This is a genomic window from Burkholderia sp. BCC1985, assembly GCF_905339915.1.
Lineage (GTDB): Bacteria > Pseudomonadota > Gammaproteobacteria > Burkholderiales > Burkholderiaceae > Burkholderia.
In genome coordinates, this window is the sequence record NZ_CAJPGY010000027.1 from 70093 (window position 1) to 87345 (window position 17253).

Here is a 17253-nt window from a genome sequence, read left to right on the forward strand (position 1 = left end):
GGTCAGGCCGCCTCGCGATGGCTGCGCTTGATTGCCTCGACGAGCATCCGCTCGGAATCGTCGAGATAGCGCGCGAGCGCGGTGACGGCTTCGCTGCGGCGGTTCTGCGTGAGCAGGTCGTAGATCTGGTATTCGCGCTGGATCCAGTCGGGCGTTTGCACGCGTTTCTCGTCGGGATCGGCGGCGAAGACGAGCCGCAGCTGTGCGGAGATGGTCCGGAAGAACTCGTCGAGCAGCGCCGACTTCTGCAGCGCGACGATGTGCTGGTGAAAGCGCAGGCTGTGCGTGCCGACGGCCTGCCAGTTTTCCTTGTCGAGTTCGCGCTCGGCCGCGCGAATGGCGGCCTGCATCTTTTCGAGCAGCGCCGGCTGCGCGAGTTCGGCCGTGTTCAGCGCATGCAGCTCGAGCGTGCGGCGCGCGACGTAGAGATCGCGCACGTCCTGGCGATTCAGCGTGCGCACGACGACACCCTTGTGGCGCACGAACGTGACGAGCCCTTCGCGGCCGAGCTGATGCAGGACTTCGCGAAGCGAGTTGCGCGACGTGTCGTATTCGGCCGCGAGGTCCATCTCGATCAGCGCGGTGCCGGGCGGCAGCTTGCCGCTGATGATGTGTTCCCGCAGTTGATGGCTGATCCGGTCGGCGACCGACTGTCCTCTCGCTTTTTCGCTTGCCATTCCGTTCGTTCGCTCCTCTCCTGGTCGTGCGCCGCCGGCGTGGCCGGCCGGCGGCGTTTCGCCATTCTACGGGCTCCGGACCGCGTTACGCCGTCTTGTCGTGCTGCCAGTCGGCCTGCGGCGGCTGCATCCCGTGCTGGCCGCGGTAGGGCGCGACGCTCGGCTGCGACCAGCCTTCGAGCAGGCTCGGGTCGAGCCGGTATACCTCGACGCCGAGCGGCCGGCACACGTCGATCGGGTCGCGTGCGTCGGGGCCCCACATCGGCACCGACAGGTCGCCGCCCGGACACGTGGACATTGCGCACAGCACGTCGATTTCCGCGAAGAACTCGAGGTAATCGCCCGGCTGCGCGGGACAGGCCTTCATGAAGTACTTGTCGTCGTCGTTCAGGCCGGTGCACTGGAACACGTTGAGCACGTCGTGCACGTCGAATTCGGTCAGCCCGTACGGCGCGACCGCCCGCACGAGGTTCGAATGACAGTGGAAATGAAAGTCCTCGCCGGTCAGCAGCTTGTTCACGTACGGGTCGCAGCGCGTGCCGAGCAGGTCGTGCACGCGGCCGCCGTCGCCGTCGACGCCATAGCCGGCGAGCGTGTCGTCGGTGATCGTGACCAGCGGCCGCAGGTACGGCAGCGTCGACCAGAGCCGGTCGAACGTCGTCACGTGCGCGGCTTGCAGCTGACGTGTGCGCGACGCCCACATGCGCTCGCGTGGATTGTGCAGGTTCCAGATGTTGAAGTCGGCGACTTGCGGGCCTTCGAGCGTGACGATCCGGAACACGTGACCCGCCGGCACCGTCCACGCGAAGCCGCTGCGGATCGGCACGACGTGCGACGCGATCCGTTCGCGCGCGTCCCGGCGCTGGGCGATCGCGGAATAAAAGGCTTTGTCGACGTTCAGGACGGAACCCTTGGTGACCTGGTAGGCGGCGGGATAGTTCGACATGACGCGGTGCTCTCGGGGAAATTTGCAGATTCGGAGATCCGGCTGGAATCCTTTGTGGTGGCCGGTCAGGCGTCAATTTTCATGCTGTATTGTTCAACAATTTATTGGCGCTGCGAGGAGTATAGGGGGAACGCCGGGAGGTGTGTCAATCGGTGGAAAGTACGGAGGGGCGCGGCGAGCCGCGGATGCGCGCAGGCAGGCGAGTGGCGCCGCAAACAAAAAACGAAATATGGATCAAAACCGTGGCCGTGCCGGCCGCCGGACCGGCTCGCCATGATCGGCAAGCGGGGCGTGTAACGCGTTTCGAGACCTGACGCAATCCGCATTCAACCGCGCCCGCGCCATGGGATTCCTGTCGCGTTGCGCAACAACAGGCACAATATGCGCTTCGCCGCGCACGGTTGTTCGACTTCGAGCAGCATGGCGCGTGTCGCCGCCGTCCGAACTTTCCCGGTTGTCATGAACGCCTCGCTCACTCCCGCGCGCGAATCGAACTCCCCGCGCTTCCTGTTGTTCCTGATTTGCCTGTTCGCCTCCGCCGGCCAGCTCGCGATCGACATCTACGTGCCTGCGCTGCCCGACATGGCGCGTTCGTTCGCGACCACGCCGCAGGCGATTCAGTCGAGCGTCTCCGGCTACATGGCCGCTTATGCGCTCGGCCAGCTGATCTTCGGTCCGGTTGCGGATGCATACGGGCGCAAGCGCGTGCTCGCGTTCGGGCTGGTCATCTACACGATCGGCTGCCTGCTGTCGCTCGGCGCGCCGAACCTGGAGACGTTCGTGCTGGCGCGCTGCCTGCAGGGCTTCGGGATCGCGACCACGAACCTGCTCGCGAAGGCGATCATCACCGACTCGTTCTCGGGCCAGGCGCTGATGCATGCGTTCACCTATATGTCGATCGCGTGGGGGCTCGCGCCGATCATCGCGCCGGTGATCGGCGCGCACCTGCAGGAATGGTTCGGCTGGCGCGCGTGCCTCGTGTTCCTGCTGGTGTATTCGCTGGTGATGTGGGCGCTGCTGTGGCGCTATCGCGAGACCTTGCCGAAGCCGGTCCATCTCGAGCCGCGCACGCTGATGGCGAACGCGGGCAAGGTGCTCGCGAGCCCGGTGTTCCAGAGCTGCTTCCTCGCGCAGGGGCTGTGCTACAGCATCCTGCTGGTGTTCAACATCGTCGGGCCGTTCATGGTGCAGACCACGCTGCACAAGCCGCCGACCTTCTTCGGCTATCTCGCGCTCGGGATCGGGCTGATGTATTTCCTCGGCGGGCTGTCGAACCGGATTCACGGGCGCGGGCTGCCGAGCGCCGAGCAGCGGTTGCGCATCGGCGCACGCGTGATGGCGGGCGCGGCGGTCGCGATGCTGGTGCTGGCGCTGACCGTCGGGCTGCGCGTATGGACGCTCGCGACGCCGGTGCTCGTGATGGGCTTCTGCGCGGGCGCGATGTATCCGACGCTGATGGCGAAGGGCAATTCGCTGTTTCCGCATATCGCGGGGCTGACGAGCGCGATCCTCGGGTGCGCGCTGCTGCTCGTGTCGTCCGCGATGATGGGGCTGGCCGGTTTCGTATCGATTCACGTGCTGACGCCTCTCGCGGTGTTCTTCGTCGCGCTGTCGTTCATCGTCGTGTGGATGGTGACGAAGCTGCTGCGCTACCTCACGCAGCAGCAGGCGGCGAGCGTGGCTTGCGGGAGCGGGGAAGCCGCGTAAGCCGGGTCGACGGGGGCGGCAGCGGCACGCCCGCCGCTCACAGCGGGTGCGCCGCGCCCGCCTGCGCCAGCAGCGAAACCGCAACCGGATCCGGCATGCCGTTGGAATCGATCGCGCCGGCCTTGGCCAGCGCGGCGAGGTCGCTGTCGACGCCCGGTTGGCCGACCACGAACGGTGTCGTCAGGAAGGCCGGCGTCGACAGCGTGACCGCATAGCGCTGCTGCAGATTCGTCACGACCGCCGATTGCGCGGCCTGCACCGTGTTCGGGCTGCCCATCACCTGCTGGAAGTGCGCATTCCCCTGGAAATTGCCGATCAGCCCGGCCGTGTTCGTGCCGAGCTGCGCGGCGAGATAGACGAGCATCAGCTCGGTCTCGGGCGTCGTGTTGAAGGTGCCGCCCGCGTAGGCGAGCGAATGCAGGCTCGTGCCGCTCGACGCGACGGTGATCACGCACGGCAGCACGGCGTTGACCGCCACGCGGTAGTTGCCGCCGCCGTCGGTCAGCGTCGTCGCCGAGCCTTGCCCGCAGCTGACCGTCACCGATGCGCTCGCGAGCGCGGAGCCCGTGGCGGCCGTGCCGGACAGCGCGACGGTTTGCGTGTTGGCGTTGTTGAAGCAGACGTCGACGCCGAAGCAGGCGTCGCCGTTGCACCCGGCAAGCGTCGCGAGGGCCGCGGCGCACAGCGTGCCCAGCGCGGGGCGGAGGAAGCGCGGATGGCGAAGGTTCATGGTCGCGGGCGGATCGGAAGAGTGAGCGCGGCAGGGCAACCGGCGCGCGCCGACGCTTCGGCGCGCTGTTCGTATTCTAGGTCTCCGATCGCGGGGTTGCTGGCCCGTTTGTTCGCCGCGGCCTGCGGCGTGCGGCATGGCCGGCGCCGGTTACGGCTTGCGCGCGGCCGGTTTGGCGAACGCGCCGCGCACCTCGAAGCCGATCGCATCCGCCACGTTGCCGCGCGCGTCGACGAGTTCGAGCCGATGCCGCCCGGGCCACGGCATCCACGCGATGCGGTCGGCGTGGCCGATCACCTTGTCGTCGAGCCGCCACGCGAACCGAGCGGCATGCCCGGAAGATCGCTCGAACCAGATCCGCTGATTCTTCGGTGGAATGTCCGGATCGATCGCGAAGATCGTGCCGTCGGTCGGCGCACCGATCGTCAGCGGCGCGCGCGCGCCGTCCTTGCCCGGCGTGACGGGCGCGGCGAGCCGGATCGTGTCGAGCGCGGTGCCTGCGACGAACCACTCGTTGCGCGACGGCTCGACGTCGCGCTCGAACGTAATGCGGCGTGCTTCGACGCCGGCCGGCGGACGCGGCGCACGGCTCGGCAGGTCGCGGTGCAGGTAGCCGACGACGGCCGACCAAACCGGCGACGCGCCCGTGACCCCCGATACATCCCACATCGGCGAGCCGTCCGCATTGCCGACCCACACGCCGACCGTATAGCGCGACGTGAAGCCGACGGTCCAGTTGTCGCGCATGTCCTTGCTCGTGCCGGTCTTCACCGCCGAGAAGAAGCGCGTCGCGAGCGGATTGTCGAAGCCGAACGTGCGCACGCGCGCGTTGTTGTCGGCGAGGATGTCGGTGACGACGAAGCTGGCCGCTTCGCTGAACACGCGCGTGCCGTTGTCCGCACGCCCCGCTGCCGATGCGCCGGCAGCGGGCGACGGCGCAGGCAGGTCGACGACCTTGCGCGCGACGCCGCCGTTCGCGAGCGCGCGATACGCATTGGTCAGCGACAGCAGCGTGACGTCCGCGCTGCCGAGCGCGAGGCTGAAGCCGTAGTAGTCGCCTTCCTGCGCGAGCGGCAGGCCGAGCGCGGTCAGCGTGCGCGCGAAGCGATGCGGCGTGACGAGCACGAGCGTGCGCACGGCCGGCACGTTTAGCGAGCCGCCGAGCGCGCTGCGCACGCTCACCCAGCCCTTGAAATCCTTGTCGTAGTTCTGCGGAATGTAGAGGCCGCCGCCGGCCGCGAGGTTGATCGGCGCGTCGTCGAGCAGCGACGCGGCCGTCAGCCGCTTCTCGTCGATCGCCTGCGCATAGAGGAACGGCTTGAGCGTCGAGCCGGCCTGGCGCGGCGCGAGCACGGCGTCGACGTCGCGTGCGCTCGACAACGCGCCCGACGAACCGACCCACGCGCGAATCTCGCCGGTCGCGTTGTCGATCACGACGACTGCGCCGTCCTGCACGTTGCGCCGGTGCGCGGGCGCGTTGAGTTCGGTCAGCGCGCGCGTGAGCGTGTCGCGCGCGAAGCGCTGCAGCGGCGCATCGAGCGTCGTGCGCACCTGCGCGCCGGCCGCGGGCCTGACCTCGGCCGCGATGCGGCGCGCGAAGTGCGGGGCGAGGGCGGCGCCGTCCGCCGTCAGGTCGTTACGCACGGCATTGGCCGGGCGCGCGATCACGAGCTGCACGTAGCCGTCGAGCGACGCGCAGGCCTGCTCCGCGTGCATGTCGCGCAGGATCCGGCACGCACGCTCGGCGACCTTCGCGCTCGCCGCGTTGGGCGCGCGCACCAGCGCTGCCGCGATCGCGGCTTCACGTGCGTCGAGGCCGGACGGCGCCTTGCCGAACAGCACCTGCGACAGCGCGGCGAGCCCGACCGTCTCGCCGCGGAACGGCACGAGATTCAGGTAGGCCTCGAGGATCTGGTCCTTGCGCCAGCCGCGTTCGAGCAGCAGCGCGTTCATCGCCTGCGTGGCCTTCTGCGGCAGCGAGCGCTGGCCCGAGCGGCGCGGTTCGTCATTGAGGAGCCCGGCGAGCTGCATCGTCACGGTCGACGCGCCGCGCGTGCGCTGGTTCCACAGGTTGCCCCATGCCGCACCGGCGATCCCGCGCCAGTCGACGCCGCTGTGTTCGTAGAAGCGCTTGTCCTCGGACACGACGATCGCCTCGCGGAACGCGGGCGACACGTCGGCGAGCGACACCCAGTCGCCGCGCCGTTCGGCGAGGTCGACGCGCGTGCGCTGCAGCGGCGTGCCGTCACGCGCGAGCAGCACCCAGTCGGAGCTGCGCCAGTTGCGGCGCACGTCGTCGTAGCCAGGTAGCGCGTGCGCGACGAGCGGCGCGGCCAGCACGACGGCGACGAAAACGCGGCCGGCGAAGCGCGCCGGCCGCGGCAATCCATGATCGATCATCGCGTACCCGTTACTTGCCCGCGTCGGCCGGCTTCACGGTCATCGGCGGGTTCGGCCACAGGCCGTACACGGACGGTGCGTACAACGCCTCGACGCGCGTCGGCGGCAACCCGAAGGTGCCGACGTTGTTCAGCCGCACCGTGTACTCGACCGAGAGCTTGCCCTTCGGCAGATAGTCGTAATACGCGCGGTAGCCGTCGAAATCGCGTTCGATGAACGCCGGCCATGCGCCGTCCGGGGATTTCTCGCCCTGCGTCGCGGCTTCCGAATCGCGGCCGAGGCCCGAGCCGAGGATCGTCGCACCGGACGGGATCGGATCGTTGACGACGACCCACGTCATGTCGCTCTGCGCGTCGATGTCGAGATGCACGCGCACGACGTCGCCGCGCGTCAGCACGCCCTTGACGGCGGGCGACACGGGCGTGACGGTCTTCGTGATCCGGTAGCCGGCCGCGAACGGCGCGCGCAGCGGCACGGCCGCGAGGCTTTCGACGGTCGCCCACGGGCGGCCCGTGCCGTCCTGCGTGACGGACAGCGTGGCCGGCGCCTGGGCCGCGCGCGGCCACGGCATCAGCACGCTGCGCGCGGCGGCGGCGCGGGTCGCGGGAGTGGCCGACGCGGGGCTGTCGGCGGGCGCGGTCGAGGGTGCCTGCGACCACGAAATCGCGCGCTCGTTGCCGCCGAGCGCGACCTTTGTCGTGCCGGCCACGGGCGTGCTCTCGTAGGTGCGCGAGAAGCGCTCGATCGCGAGCTGGCCGAGTGCGTTCGACGTCGTCGTCTGCCATGCGCCCTGGCGTTGCAGCGCGAGCAGGCCGGTCGCCACGCGCGGCATCTCGTCCTTCCACGCCGGGTCGCCCGCGAATTCCAGCGCGAGACGCGCGGCGTTGGTCTCGTTGCTCGTCATCAGCCACCACAGGTCGTCGTCGCGCGCGGTCGAGAACACGAGCTGCGTGCCCTGGTACGTGAGGCGCGCCCGCAGGATCTGCTCGACCTGCGCGCGTTTCGCGTCGCGCTGCGGGATGTCCTTCACGCGCGTGAGGATCGCGTGATAGTCGATCACCGCCGACGTCGGCCACTGGTTCGGCGCGATCTCGATCGAACCGAGCATGCGGCCCTGGGCTGCACCGTAGCGCGACAGCGCCTCGATCGCGGCAAGCTTGCGCAGGTCGCGATCCTGGCGCGGAGCCCACGCATTGCGCTCGATGCGGCCGTCGACGAAACGCGCGAGCCCGGCTTCGAGCTGCGTGCGCAGGTCTTCCGGCAGCGCGAAGCGCGGGTCGAGGCGGCCGGCCTCGTCGGCGACCACGAGCAGATACGACGACAGCGTCGGGCTGCCGTAGTGCGCATCGTCGGAGGACGGCGGGAAGTAGTTCGCGAGTCCGTCGCTGTCGAGGTAGACGGGCATGCGCGCGACCAGCGCCTGCCATTGCGCGGCGTCGTGCAGGCCGATCGCGCGCGACGTCTGCTGTTCGAGGCAGCGGTACGGATAGCGCTCGAACCAGCGCCGCACGCCGGGCAGGCCGTCGGCGAGCTTCGACTGCAGCGACACGGCGATGCCGCCGCGCGGCGCGCCCTGCGCGTTGTTGACGGCGCCGGCCGGGGCGGACACGGGCAGCGTCAGCGTGCCGTCGACCTGCGTGAGCGTGGCCTGCTGCACGGTGACCGGCAGCGCGGGCACGACCTTCTGCGCGACGGCCAGCGCGTCGGACGCGCGCTTGCCGCCTTGCTCGGCCGCCTCGATGCGCCAGTTCAGCGCGCCGGCCGCGTCGAGCGCCTGCTCGGGCACGGTGATCGTCCACGCGACCTCGGCCGCCGCGTTGGCCGCGAGCGACACGGTTTGCGGCGCGACGTCGAGGCCCGTCACGCCCGGCGTCACGACGACCTGCATCGCGCGGTCGGTCGTGTTGCGCAGCGTGACCTGCGCGCGGAACGCATCGCCTTCGCGCACGAGCGGCGGCAGGCCGGAGATCAGCTGCAGGTCCTGCGTGCTGCGGATCGACGTGCTGCCGGTGCCGAAGCGGTCCGCGCCGACCGCCGCGATCGCGACGATCCGGAAGCGCGTGAGCGCATCGTTCAGCGGCACTTCGACGGTTGCGCTGCCGTTCGCGTCGAGCGTCACGCGCGGATTCCACAACAGCAGCGTGTCGAACAGCTCGCGCGTCGGCGCGCTGCCGCCGCCGCCGCCGGCCGGCACCGCCTTGCGGCCGAAGTGGCGGCGGCCGACGATTTCCATCTGCGCGGTGGCCGTCTCGACGCCGTACGCGCGTCGCTGCAGCATCGCGTCGAGCAGGTCCCAGCTGTTGTTTGGCATCAGCTCGAGCAGCGCCTCGTCGACGGCCGCGACCGCGATCTGCGTGCCGGCCGGCGCGGGCTGCCCGTTCGGCAGCGTGACCTTCACGTGCGCCTGCGCCTTGCCGCGCACCGTGTAGCGCGTCGCGTCGGTCGTCACGGTCACGCCGAGACGATGCACGCCGGTGCCGACCTTGATCTCGCCGAGGCCATAGCGGAACGCGGGCTTCGACAGGTCGACGAACGCGGTCGGCGCTTCATGGTAGCGGCCTTCGCGCCAGAACGCGCGGGCCCATTCGACCGGCGCCTTCCAGCCCCACGTGAAGAACGAGTACCACGGCACTTCGCGAATCCGGCCGCGCAACGCGAGCACCGACACGTAGACGTTCGGCCCCCACGATTCGCCGACCTTCAGGTCGACGGTCGGGTTCTTGCCGTTCAGCTCGACGACGTGCGTTTCCATCACGCCGCCGCGTTCGACCGCGACGAGCGCGGTCGCGTAGCGGAACGGCATGCGCACCTGGAAGCGGGCCGTTTCGCCCGGTTCGTAGGACGTCTTCTCCGGGATCACGTCGATCCGGTCGGTGTTGTCGCCGCCGAACCAGAGTTGGTCCTCGCGCGTGACCCAGACGGACGTCGACGCATTCGACGTGCGGCCGTCGCCGTCCTTCGCGACCGCGATCAACTGGACGTTGCCGGCCTGTTCGAGCGTCGCGTCGCAGGCCATGCGGCCTTTGTCGTCGGTCTTGCCCGAGCACAGCACGCCGAGGTCGCGCGTATCGCTCTTGTTGTCGTAAGCATAGAAGCCGCCGACCATCCGCTTGCGCGACGTCGTCGTGATGTGCGCGACGCCCTTGATCTCGATCGACACCGAGGCACGCGGCTTGCCCTGCAGGTCGACCGCGAGCGCCTGCACCGGCACGCGCTGGCCGACCGACACCCAGCGGCCGGCCTTGATGCCGGCCACCACCGCGGCCGGCCACAGGATCGTGTCGCCGCGGATCGTCTGCACTTCGCCGTTCGGGTCCGCGAACGTCGCCTCGAGCGCGATGCGCTTCGGCGCGTCGACGTCGGGCAGGCCCTTGAGCGTGACGGAACCCGCGCCGTTGCGGTCGAGCGTCAGCGGCAGCTTGTCCGCGATCAGCTTCGTCGCGTCGGGATCGTTGTTCGCGGCGGATGCGCTGTCGCCGTCCTGCGCATCGTCGTTGGCGTTGCCGTCGCTGTGCTCCGGACGATAGGGCGTGAAGCTGAAGTCCTCGAAGCGATCCGCGAACGGCGGCGACGCCCACTTCATCAGCGCCGACACCTGCACGGGCAGGTTCGATGCGCCGCCGCCCGACACGTAGTCGATCTGCACCGCGAGCGGCGCTTCCTTGACCGCGACGAGCGGGCTCTTCTGCGCGTCGCGCGCGCCGATCGTCCCCTTGAGCACCGGCAGGCGGAACGCCTCGACGCGGAAGCTGCCGCCGTAGTAGCTGGCGGTCGGCGCATCGTCCGGGCCGCCTTCGAGCGACACGCTGTATTCGCCGAGCTTCGCCGCGGGCGGCAGCGTGAACTGCGTGTCCGCGCTATGGTCGGCCGACCACGTGAGCGGCAGCTTGTAGGTCTGGTCGGAGCCGAGATGGCGGATCGTCACGCGTGTCGGGTAGTGCGCCGGGAACGCGAGGCTCTGCAGCGTCTCGGTGCGCAGGAAGTGCTTCATCGACACGGTTTCGCCGGCCCGCAGCAGCGTGCGGTCGAACACGGTATGCGCGCGCACGGTCGGCGCGCTGTCGGTGTCGGTCGGCACGTTGAAGCGCCACGATTCGATCCCGCGGTTCCAGTTCGAGCTGACGAACGCCATGTCGCGGCCCGTCTTCGGATCGTCGACGCGTGCCGACACGAAGTAGTCGTCGAAGCGTTCCGACTGGCTGCATTCGTGTTTCGGCTCGAACGGGCCGTCGATCTTCAGCAGGCCTTGCGCATCGGTCTTGCCGGACGCGATTTCGTCGCCATTGCAGTCCGACACGCGGATCTGCGCGTTCGGCACGGGCTTGCCCTTGTCGAGCGTCGTGACCCACACGAGGTTGTTCTCGCGGCCCTGTTTCAGGTGCACGCCGAGATTCGTGACGAGCACGGTGGTGCGCACGTACATGCTCGACGGCTTCGCGAGCAGCGAGCGGCCGAGCGCGGGCGACGCGAGTTCGAGCACGTAGAAGCCGGGCTTGTCGATCGGCACGCCGACGACCTCGAACGGACGCAGCGCCTTCGGGTCGGCCTTCGGCAGCGTCAGCGCCTGCGCACCCGGTTCGCCGGCGAGCAGCGACAGCGAGCGCACGTCGATGCGGCGGTTCTGCGGCGCGGGCATCTTCTCGCCGGCCTCGAGCGGCACGTAGACGGGGTGCTGGCCCTTGCGCCGCAGCAGGCCCGGGACGCGTTCGTCGATCGTGCCGGCCGTCATCGACCAGTTGTCGAAGCGCTCGACGGTGCGCATCCATTGACGGATCGCGGTGTCGTCGTCGACCTTCAGGTTCGAGAATTGCGCGCCGCTCGTGTTGAGGCCCGCGATGCGCAGGTCGGCCTCGACGTTGCGCAGCGTGACGGGCACGAGTGCCGGCGTATCGGGTTCGGCGAAGCGCTCGACGATCCCGAACGTGCCCGACGAGAATTTCGCGAGCGGCGGCATCGGTGCGGTGCGCGTCGCGAGCGGGAACAGGTCGGCGTTCGAGAGCGTGCGCTCGGTCACGTCGCGCAGGCCGGACGGCAGTTCGATCGTCAGGTTCGCCTGCGCGGGCAGCGGCGGGTTGAACGTGACGGTCGTCACTTCGTCGCTGTGGTCGTCGGCCGCGAAGGTCGGCGAAAGCGAACCGTCAGGACCGCGCAGCCGGATCGCCTCGGCGTTCTTGCGCGAGATCGGTGCATTGAACGACAGCGTCAGCGGACGCAGCGGCGTGCAGGGCGCCTTCGCGTTCTCGCGCTCGCACGAGAAGCTCGCGGCGAACGGCGCACGCACCGTGAAGTCGAAGCGGCGCTCGGTGTCGTTCGCGATGCCGCTCGGGCTCGCGACGCCCTTGCCGTAGACGAGCTGCATCTTCGCGCTCGCGGGCAGCGCCTGCGCGCACGACAGCGTCAGCACGCGCGCGGCGTCCTTCTTCAGCCCGAAGTGATCGAGCAGCGCGTTGCGCGCATCGTCGTCGGCGGCCGTGACCGGGATGCGGTTGCCGATGCCGGTCGCTTCGCACCAGATGTTCGCGAGCGCGGAGCGTGGCTCGGCCGGTCCGTTCAGCTTCAGCACGAAGACCTGGCGCTCCTCGATCTCGCGCGAGCCGGGGCGCACCGTCACCGGGAACGGGCCGCCGGTTTGAAACGTGAAGCGGCGCGGGCCGCTGACCGCATTGCCGGCGACCGAACGCAGCGTGTCGTTGAGCGCGACCGAGCAGCGCACGCCCGGCGGCAGGTCGTTCTCGAAATCGTAGACCCACGTCTTGTCGTCGAGCCAGTGACCCTGGCCGCGTGCGGCGGTGGAATCGTTGCAGGTCATGCGCGCGGGACTCGGCGCGGATGCCGAACCGAACGCGACCATCGGTTCGTCGAACTTGACGACGCTCTGCCGGACTTCGGTGACCGTGCCTTGCGGCGACACGCTCACGGTGCGTGCCGCGCCCGCATGCAGCGACAGTGCGGCGGCGCCGCCGAGCGCCGCGACGGCGCCGATGCGCCAGAGCAGCCGTGTGGTGTGATGGGTTGAATGCGTGTTGTTGTGCTTGTCGTGCTGCTTCATCGCTCGATGCCCTCGGAGGGAAGCTTTCTGTTTGATTGCACGCGATTCTAACCGACGGGCATGCGAGCGGATGACGGGAAGCGGCGTGTCGCCGGGTTGCGACACGCCGGCATCCCGATACGGAATTGTCGCGTCGACGACACAAAGATGCCGCGAAATGTCGATTGTCTCGGATTGCGGAACATTAAATGGACTATAAAAGCATTGTCCAATCCGAATTGAGCGCGTACATTTCAGGGCCGCGCGAAATTTTGAGAAATATCAAGCGTGGTTTTCCCGAATCCGGTGTTCGAGAGAAGGAAACATGCACAACGACAACACCCCCCACTCGCGTCGCGATCGCGACGCAGCCGCATCCGGCATCACGCGGCGTCAATGGCTGCAGGGCGCACTGGCGCTGACGGCGGCGGGCCTCACCGGCTCGCTGGCGTTGCGGGCCCTGGCCGATAATCCCGGCACCGCGCCGCTCGATACGTTCATGACGCTCTCCGAAGCACTGACAGGCAAGAAAGGGCTGAGCCGCGTGCTCGGCGAACGCTTCCTGCAGGCCTTTCAGAAGGGCTCGTTCAAGACCGCCGACGGTCTGTCGCAACTCGCCGGCGCATTCGCGTCCGGTTCGTTGACTCCCGATCAGCAAACGTCCGCGCTGTCGATTCTCGAAGCCTGGTATCTCGGCATCGTCGACAACGTCGTAATTACCTACGAAGAAGCATTAATGTTCAGCGTCGTGTCCGATACGCTCGTGATTCCTTCGTATTGCCCGAATAAACCCGGCTTCTGGGCCGAAAAACCGATCGAGAGGCAAGGCTGATGGCCGATACCGATACGCAAAAGGCCGACGTCGTGGTCGTCGGGTCCGGTGTCGCAGGCGCGATCGTCGCGCACCAGCTCGCGATGGCCGGCAAGTCGGTGATCCTGCTCGAGGCAGGCCCGCGCATGCCGCGCTGGGAAATCGTCGAACGCTTCCGCAACCAGCCCGACAAGACGGACTTCATGGCGCCGTACCCGTCGAGCCCGTGGGCGCCGCATCCGGAATACGGCCCGCCGAACGACTACCTGGTCCTGAAGGGCGAGCACAAGTTCAACTCGCAGTACATCCGCGCGGTGGGCGGCACGACGTGGCACTGGGCCGCGTCGGCGTGGCGCTTCATCCCGAACGACTTCAAGATGAAGACCGTGTACGGTGTCGGCCGCGACTGGCCGATCCAGTACGACGATCTCGAGCATTGGTACCAGCGCGCCGAGGAAGAGCTCGGCGTGTGGGGCCCCGGCCCCGAGGAAGACCTGTATTCGCCGCGCAAGCAGCCGTACCCGATGCCGCCGCTGCCGTTGTCGTTCAACGAGCAGACGATCAAGAGCGCGCTCAACGGCCATGACCCGAAGTTCCACGTCGTGACCGAGCCGGTCGCGCGCAACAGCCGCCCGTACGACGGCCGGCCGACTTGTTGCGGGAACAACAACTGCATGCCGATCTGCCCGATCGGCGCGATGTACAACGGCATCGTGCACGTCGAGAAGGCCGAGCAGGCCGGCGCGAAGCTGATCGACAGCGCGGTCGTGTACAAGCTCGAGACGGGTCCGGACAAGCGCATCGTCGCCGCGATCTACAAGGACAAGACGGGCGCCGACCATCGCGTCGAGGGCAAGTACTTCGTGGTGGCCGCGAACGGCATCGAGACGCCGAAGATCCTGCTGATGTCGGCGAACCGCGACTTCCCGAACGGCGTCGCGAACAGCTCCGACATGGTCGGGCGCAACCTGATGGACCACCCGGGCACGGGCGTGTCGTTCTATGCGAGCGAGAAGCTGTGGCCGGGCCGCGGCCCGCAGGAAATGACGTCGCTGATCGGTTTCCGCGACGGCCCGTTCCGCGCGACCGAAGCCGCGAAGAAGATCCACCTGTCGAACATGTCGCGTATCAACCAGGAGACGCAGAAGATCTTCAAGGCCGGCAAGCTGATGAAGGCCGACGAGCTCGACGCGCAGATCCGCGACCGTTCCGCGCGCTACGTGCAGTTCGACTGCTTCCACGAAATCCTGCCGCAGCCCGAGAACCGCATCGTGCCGAGCAAGACGGCCACCGACGCGGTCGGCATTCCGCGCCCGGAGATCACGTATGCGATCGACGACTACGTGAAGCGCGGCGCAGTGCATACGCGCGAAGTTTATGCGACGGCGGCGCAGGTGCTGGGCGGCACGGACGTCGTGTTCAACGACGAGTTCGCGCCGAACAACCACATCACGGGCGCGACGATCATGGGCGCGGATGCGCGCGACTCGGTCGTCGACAAGGACTGCCGCACGTTCGACCATCCGAACCTGTTCATCTCGAGCAGCTCGACGATGCCGACCGTCGGTACGGTGAACGTGACGCTGACGATCGCCGCGCTCGCGCTGCGGATGTCGGACACGCTGAAGAAGGAAGTCTGACCGTGCGGAAATCTACTCTCACCTTCCTCCTCGCCGGCTGTCTCGCGCTGCCGGGCCTCGTGCGCGCGGCCGATGCGGCCGACCCCGCGCAGGTCAAGCGCGGCGAATATCTCGCGGTCGCGGGCGACTGCATGGCCTGCCACACCGCGAAGGGCGGCAAGCCGTTCGCCGGCGGCCTCGGGATGCCGGTGCCGAAGCTCGGCAAGATCTATACGAGCAACATCACGCCCGACCCGGATACCGGCATCGGCAACTGGACGTTCGACGACTTCGAGCGCGCGGTGCGCCACGGCGTGTCGAAGAACGGCGACAACCTGTATCCGGCGATGCCGTACGTGTCGTACGCGAAGATCAACGACGACGACGTGCAGGCGCTCTACGCGTACTTCATGCACGGTGTCGAACCGGTCAAGCAGACGCCGCCGAAGAACGAGATCCCCGCGCTGCTGAGCATGCGCTGGCCGCTGAAGATCTGGAACTGGCTGTTCCTGAAGGACGGCGCATACCAGCCGAAGCCGGCGCAGAGCGCCGAGTGGAACCGCGGTGCGTACCTGGTGCAGGGCCTCGCGCACTGCAGCACGTGCCACACGCCGCGCGGCGTCGCGATGCAGGAGAAGTCGCTCGACGAAACCGGCGGCAGCTTCCTGTCGGGCTCGGTGCTGGCGGGCTGGGACGGCTACAACATCACGTCCGACCCGAACGCGGGGATCGGCGGCTGGACGCAGCAGCAGCTCGTCCAGTACCTGCGTACCGGCAGCGTGCCGGGAGTCGCGCAGGCGGCCGGTCCGATGGCCGAGGCGGTCGAGCACAGCTTCTCGAAGATGACCGACGCCGACATCGGCGCGATCGCGACGTACGTCCATACGGTGCCGGCCGTCGCCAACGGCGACGCGAAGCAGTCGCGCTCGTCGTGGGGCAAGCCGGCGGAAGACGGCCTGAAGCTGCGCGGCGTCGCACTGGCGTCGTCGGGCATCGATCCGGCGCGGCTGTATCTCGGCAACTGCGCGACGTGCCACCAGATGCAGGGCAAGGGCACGCCGGACGGTTATTACCCGTCGCTGTTCCACAACTCGACGGTGGGCGCGGCGAATCCGGCGAACCTGGTGCAGGTGATCCTGAACGGCGTGCAGCGCAAGGCCGGCAGCGAGGACGTCGGGATGCCCGCGTTCCGCAACGAGCTGTCGGATGCGCAGATCGCCGCGCTGACGAACTACGTGACCGGCCAGTTCGGCAACCCGGCCGCGAAGGTGACCGAGCAGGACGTCGCGAAGGCGCGTTGAGGCCGGGTACGATGCAGTAAAGGCAGGGCAACTCTGACAAGAAGAGGAGGCACAGCACATCGGGCGGGCCCCGATGCCGGTTGTTGCAGAGCGGGGTGGGCGGCTTTGGCGGCCGCCCGCCCTGGTTCGTTGGCAATCCGGTGCGCGCGGTTCGCGTACCGCTTTCGTTGATCACACCATGACACCGAATCAACCGTTTCTCGCGTCCCAGCGCGATGTGCTGCTGCTGTTGTCCCGGATCCTGCTCGTGATCCTGTTCGTGATGTTCGGCTGGAAGAAGATCGTCGACTTCTCCGGCACGATCGCGTTCATGGGAAGCGAGGGCGCGCCGGCGCCGATCATTTCGGCGGCGATCGCCGTCGTGATGGAGCTGTTCGCCGGCATCGCGATCCTCGTCGGTTTCCAGACGCGGCCGCTCGCGTTGCTGCTTGCGCTGTATACGATCGGCACCGGCTTCATCGGCCATCACTACTGGACGATGTCGGGCGGCGAGCAGATCAACAACATGATTCATTTCTACAAGAACATCGCGATCTCGGGCGGCCTGCTCGCGCTTTGCGCGGCGGGCCCCGGGCGTTTTTCGATCGATCGCGGGTAAACGGCAACGCCGGTGCGCGCATGGGGCGTGTGCCGGATGGTCGAGACTTTGAGGGGGCATCATTTTGCGACTCAAACATTTCGCATGGCTGATCGTGGCCGCCGCACCGGCGGCCGCGTTCGCGCAGACGAGTGTGACGCTGTACGGCCGGATCGACGGCGGCGTCGAATACCTGAACCACATCGCGACGCCCGGCGGCAGCTCGACGCGCTGGAGCGCGGAAGGCGGCGACTGGGGCACCAGCATGTTCGGCCTGAAGGGCGTCGAGGATCTCGGCGGCGGGATGTCGACGGTCTTCAACCTGGAAACCGCGTTCCAGGTGATGAACGGCACGACGGGCGGCGGACGCATGTGGTCGCGCCGCGCGTATGTCGGCCTGAAGAGCGACACGTGGGGCCAGCTGCAGGCCGGCCGCAACCTGTTCATCGACAGCGAC

The 17253-nt window shown here is 68.3% G+C and carries 11 protein-coding genes; 6 read left to right on the forward strand and 5 right to left on the reverse strand.

Annotated elements, in window-relative coordinates:
* Positions 1–2: 2 nt before the first annotated feature.
* Both U4Z31_RS25190 and U4Z31_RS25195 read right to left on the reverse strand, forming a co-directional pair.
* Complete coding sequence (locus U4Z31_RS25190; RefSeq protein ID WP_044843280.1) at positions 3–677, reverse strand: GntR family transcriptional regulator; 675 nt, start codon at positions 675–677, stop codon at positions 3–5.
* A gap of 85 nt (positions 678–762) precedes the next feature.
* Positions 763–1623, reverse strand: a complete 861-nt coding sequence (locus tag U4Z31_RS25195; RefSeq protein WP_321811679.1) for an urea carboxylase-associated family protein — start codon at positions 1621–1623, stop codon at positions 763–765.
* 459 nt (positions 1624–2082) lie between these two features.
* Here U4Z31_RS25195 and U4Z31_RS25200 point away from each other — a divergent pair, with 459 nt between their 5' ends.
* On the forward strand, positions 2083–3330 hold the full coding sequence (locus U4Z31_RS25200) for a multidrug effflux MFS transporter (protein ID WP_124484594.1): 1248 nt from the start codon (positions 2083–2085) through the stop codon (positions 3328–3330).
* Between the two features lie 37 nt (positions 3331–3367).
* Here U4Z31_RS25200 and U4Z31_RS25205 read toward each other — a convergent pair whose 3' ends face one another.
* The 3 genes from U4Z31_RS25205 to U4Z31_RS25215 form a co-directional block, all read right to left on the reverse strand.
* On the reverse strand, positions 3368–4060 hold the full coding sequence (locus U4Z31_RS25205; RefSeq protein ID WP_321811680.1) for a hypothetical protein: 693 nt from the start codon (positions 4058–4060) through the stop codon (positions 3368–3370).
* A gap of 150 nt (positions 4061–4210) precedes the next feature.
* Complete coding sequence (gene pbpC, locus U4Z31_RS25210) at positions 4211–6460, reverse strand: penicillin-binding protein 1C (RefSeq protein WP_321811681.1); 2250 nt, start codon at positions 6458–6460, stop codon at positions 4211–4213.
* A 10-nt stretch (positions 6461–6470) separates the two neighbouring features.
* A complete protein-coding gene (locus tag U4Z31_RS25215) occupies positions 6471–12509 on the reverse strand; it encodes an alpha-2-macroglobulin family protein (protein WP_321811682.1) in 6039 nt (2012 codons plus the stop codon).
* Between the two features lie 304 nt (positions 12510–12813).
* Here U4Z31_RS25215 and U4Z31_RS25220 point away from each other — a divergent pair, with 304 nt between their 5' ends.
* The 5 genes from U4Z31_RS25220 to U4Z31_RS25240 all read left to right on the forward strand — a co-directional run.
* Positions 12814–13320: a sugar dehydrogenase complex small subunit gene (locus U4Z31_RS25220; protein ID WP_321811683.1), complete on the forward strand. Its 507-nt coding sequence runs from the start codon at positions 12814–12816 to the stop codon at positions 13318–13320.
* Positions 13320–14939, forward strand: coding sequence for a GMC family oxidoreductase (locus U4Z31_RS25225; protein ID WP_321804420.1), 1620 nt, complete (start codon positions 13320–13322; stop codon positions 14937–14939). The genes U4Z31_RS25220 and U4Z31_RS25225 overlap by 1 nt, the downstream gene beginning before the upstream one ends.
* 2 nt (positions 14940–14941) lie before the next feature.
* Positions 14942–16219 (forward strand): cytochrome c, encoded by a 1278-nt coding sequence (locus tag U4Z31_RS25230; RefSeq protein ID WP_321811684.1) that lies wholly within the window; start codon positions 14942–14944, stop codon positions 16217–16219.
* Between the two features lie 178 nt (positions 16220–16397).
* A complete protein-coding gene (locus tag U4Z31_RS25235) occupies positions 16398–16817 on the forward strand; it encodes a DoxX family protein (RefSeq protein ID WP_321811685.1) in 420 nt (139 codons plus the stop codon).
* Between the two features lie 64 nt (positions 16818–16881).
* The coding region (locus U4Z31_RS25240; RefSeq protein ID WP_321811686.1) for a porin at positions 16882–17253 on the forward strand (372 nt) is incomplete at its 3' end.

Bases quoted from the DNA above. Each gene is read 5' to 3' on its own strand.
- U4Z31_RS25190 (WP_044843280.1), bottom strand. From the start codon at position 677: ATGGCAAGCGAAAAAGCGAGAGGACAGTCGGTCGCCGACCGGATCAGC.
- U4Z31_RS25195 (WP_321811679.1), bottom strand. From the start codon at position 1,623: ATGTCGAACTATCCCGCCGCCTACCAGGTCACCAAGGGTTCCGTCCTG.
- U4Z31_RS25200 (WP_124484594.1), top strand. From the start codon at position 2,083: ATGAACGCCTCGCTCACTCCCGCGCGCGAATCGAACTCCCCGCGCTTC.
- U4Z31_RS25205 (WP_321811680.1), bottom strand. From the start codon at position 4,060: ATGAACCTTCGCCATCCGCGCTTCCTCCGCCCCGCGCTGGGCACGCTG.
- pbpC (WP_321811681.1), bottom strand. From the start codon at position 6,460: ATGATCGATCATGGATTGCCGCGGCCGGCGCGCTTCGCCGGCCGCGTT.
- U4Z31_RS25215 (WP_321811682.1), bottom strand. From the start codon at position 12,509: ATGAAGCAGCACGACAAGCACAACAACACGCATTCAACCCATCACACC.
- U4Z31_RS25220 (WP_321811683.1), top strand. From the start codon at position 12,814: ATGCACAACGACAACACCCCCCACTCGCGTCGCGATCGCGACGCAGCC.
- U4Z31_RS25225 (WP_321804420.1), top strand. From the start codon at position 13,320: ATGGCCGATACCGATACGCAAAAGGCCGACGTCGTGGTCGTCGGGTCC.
- U4Z31_RS25235 (WP_321811685.1), top strand. From the start codon at position 16,398: ATGACACCGAATCAACCGTTTCTCGCGTCCCAGCGCGATGTGCTGCTG.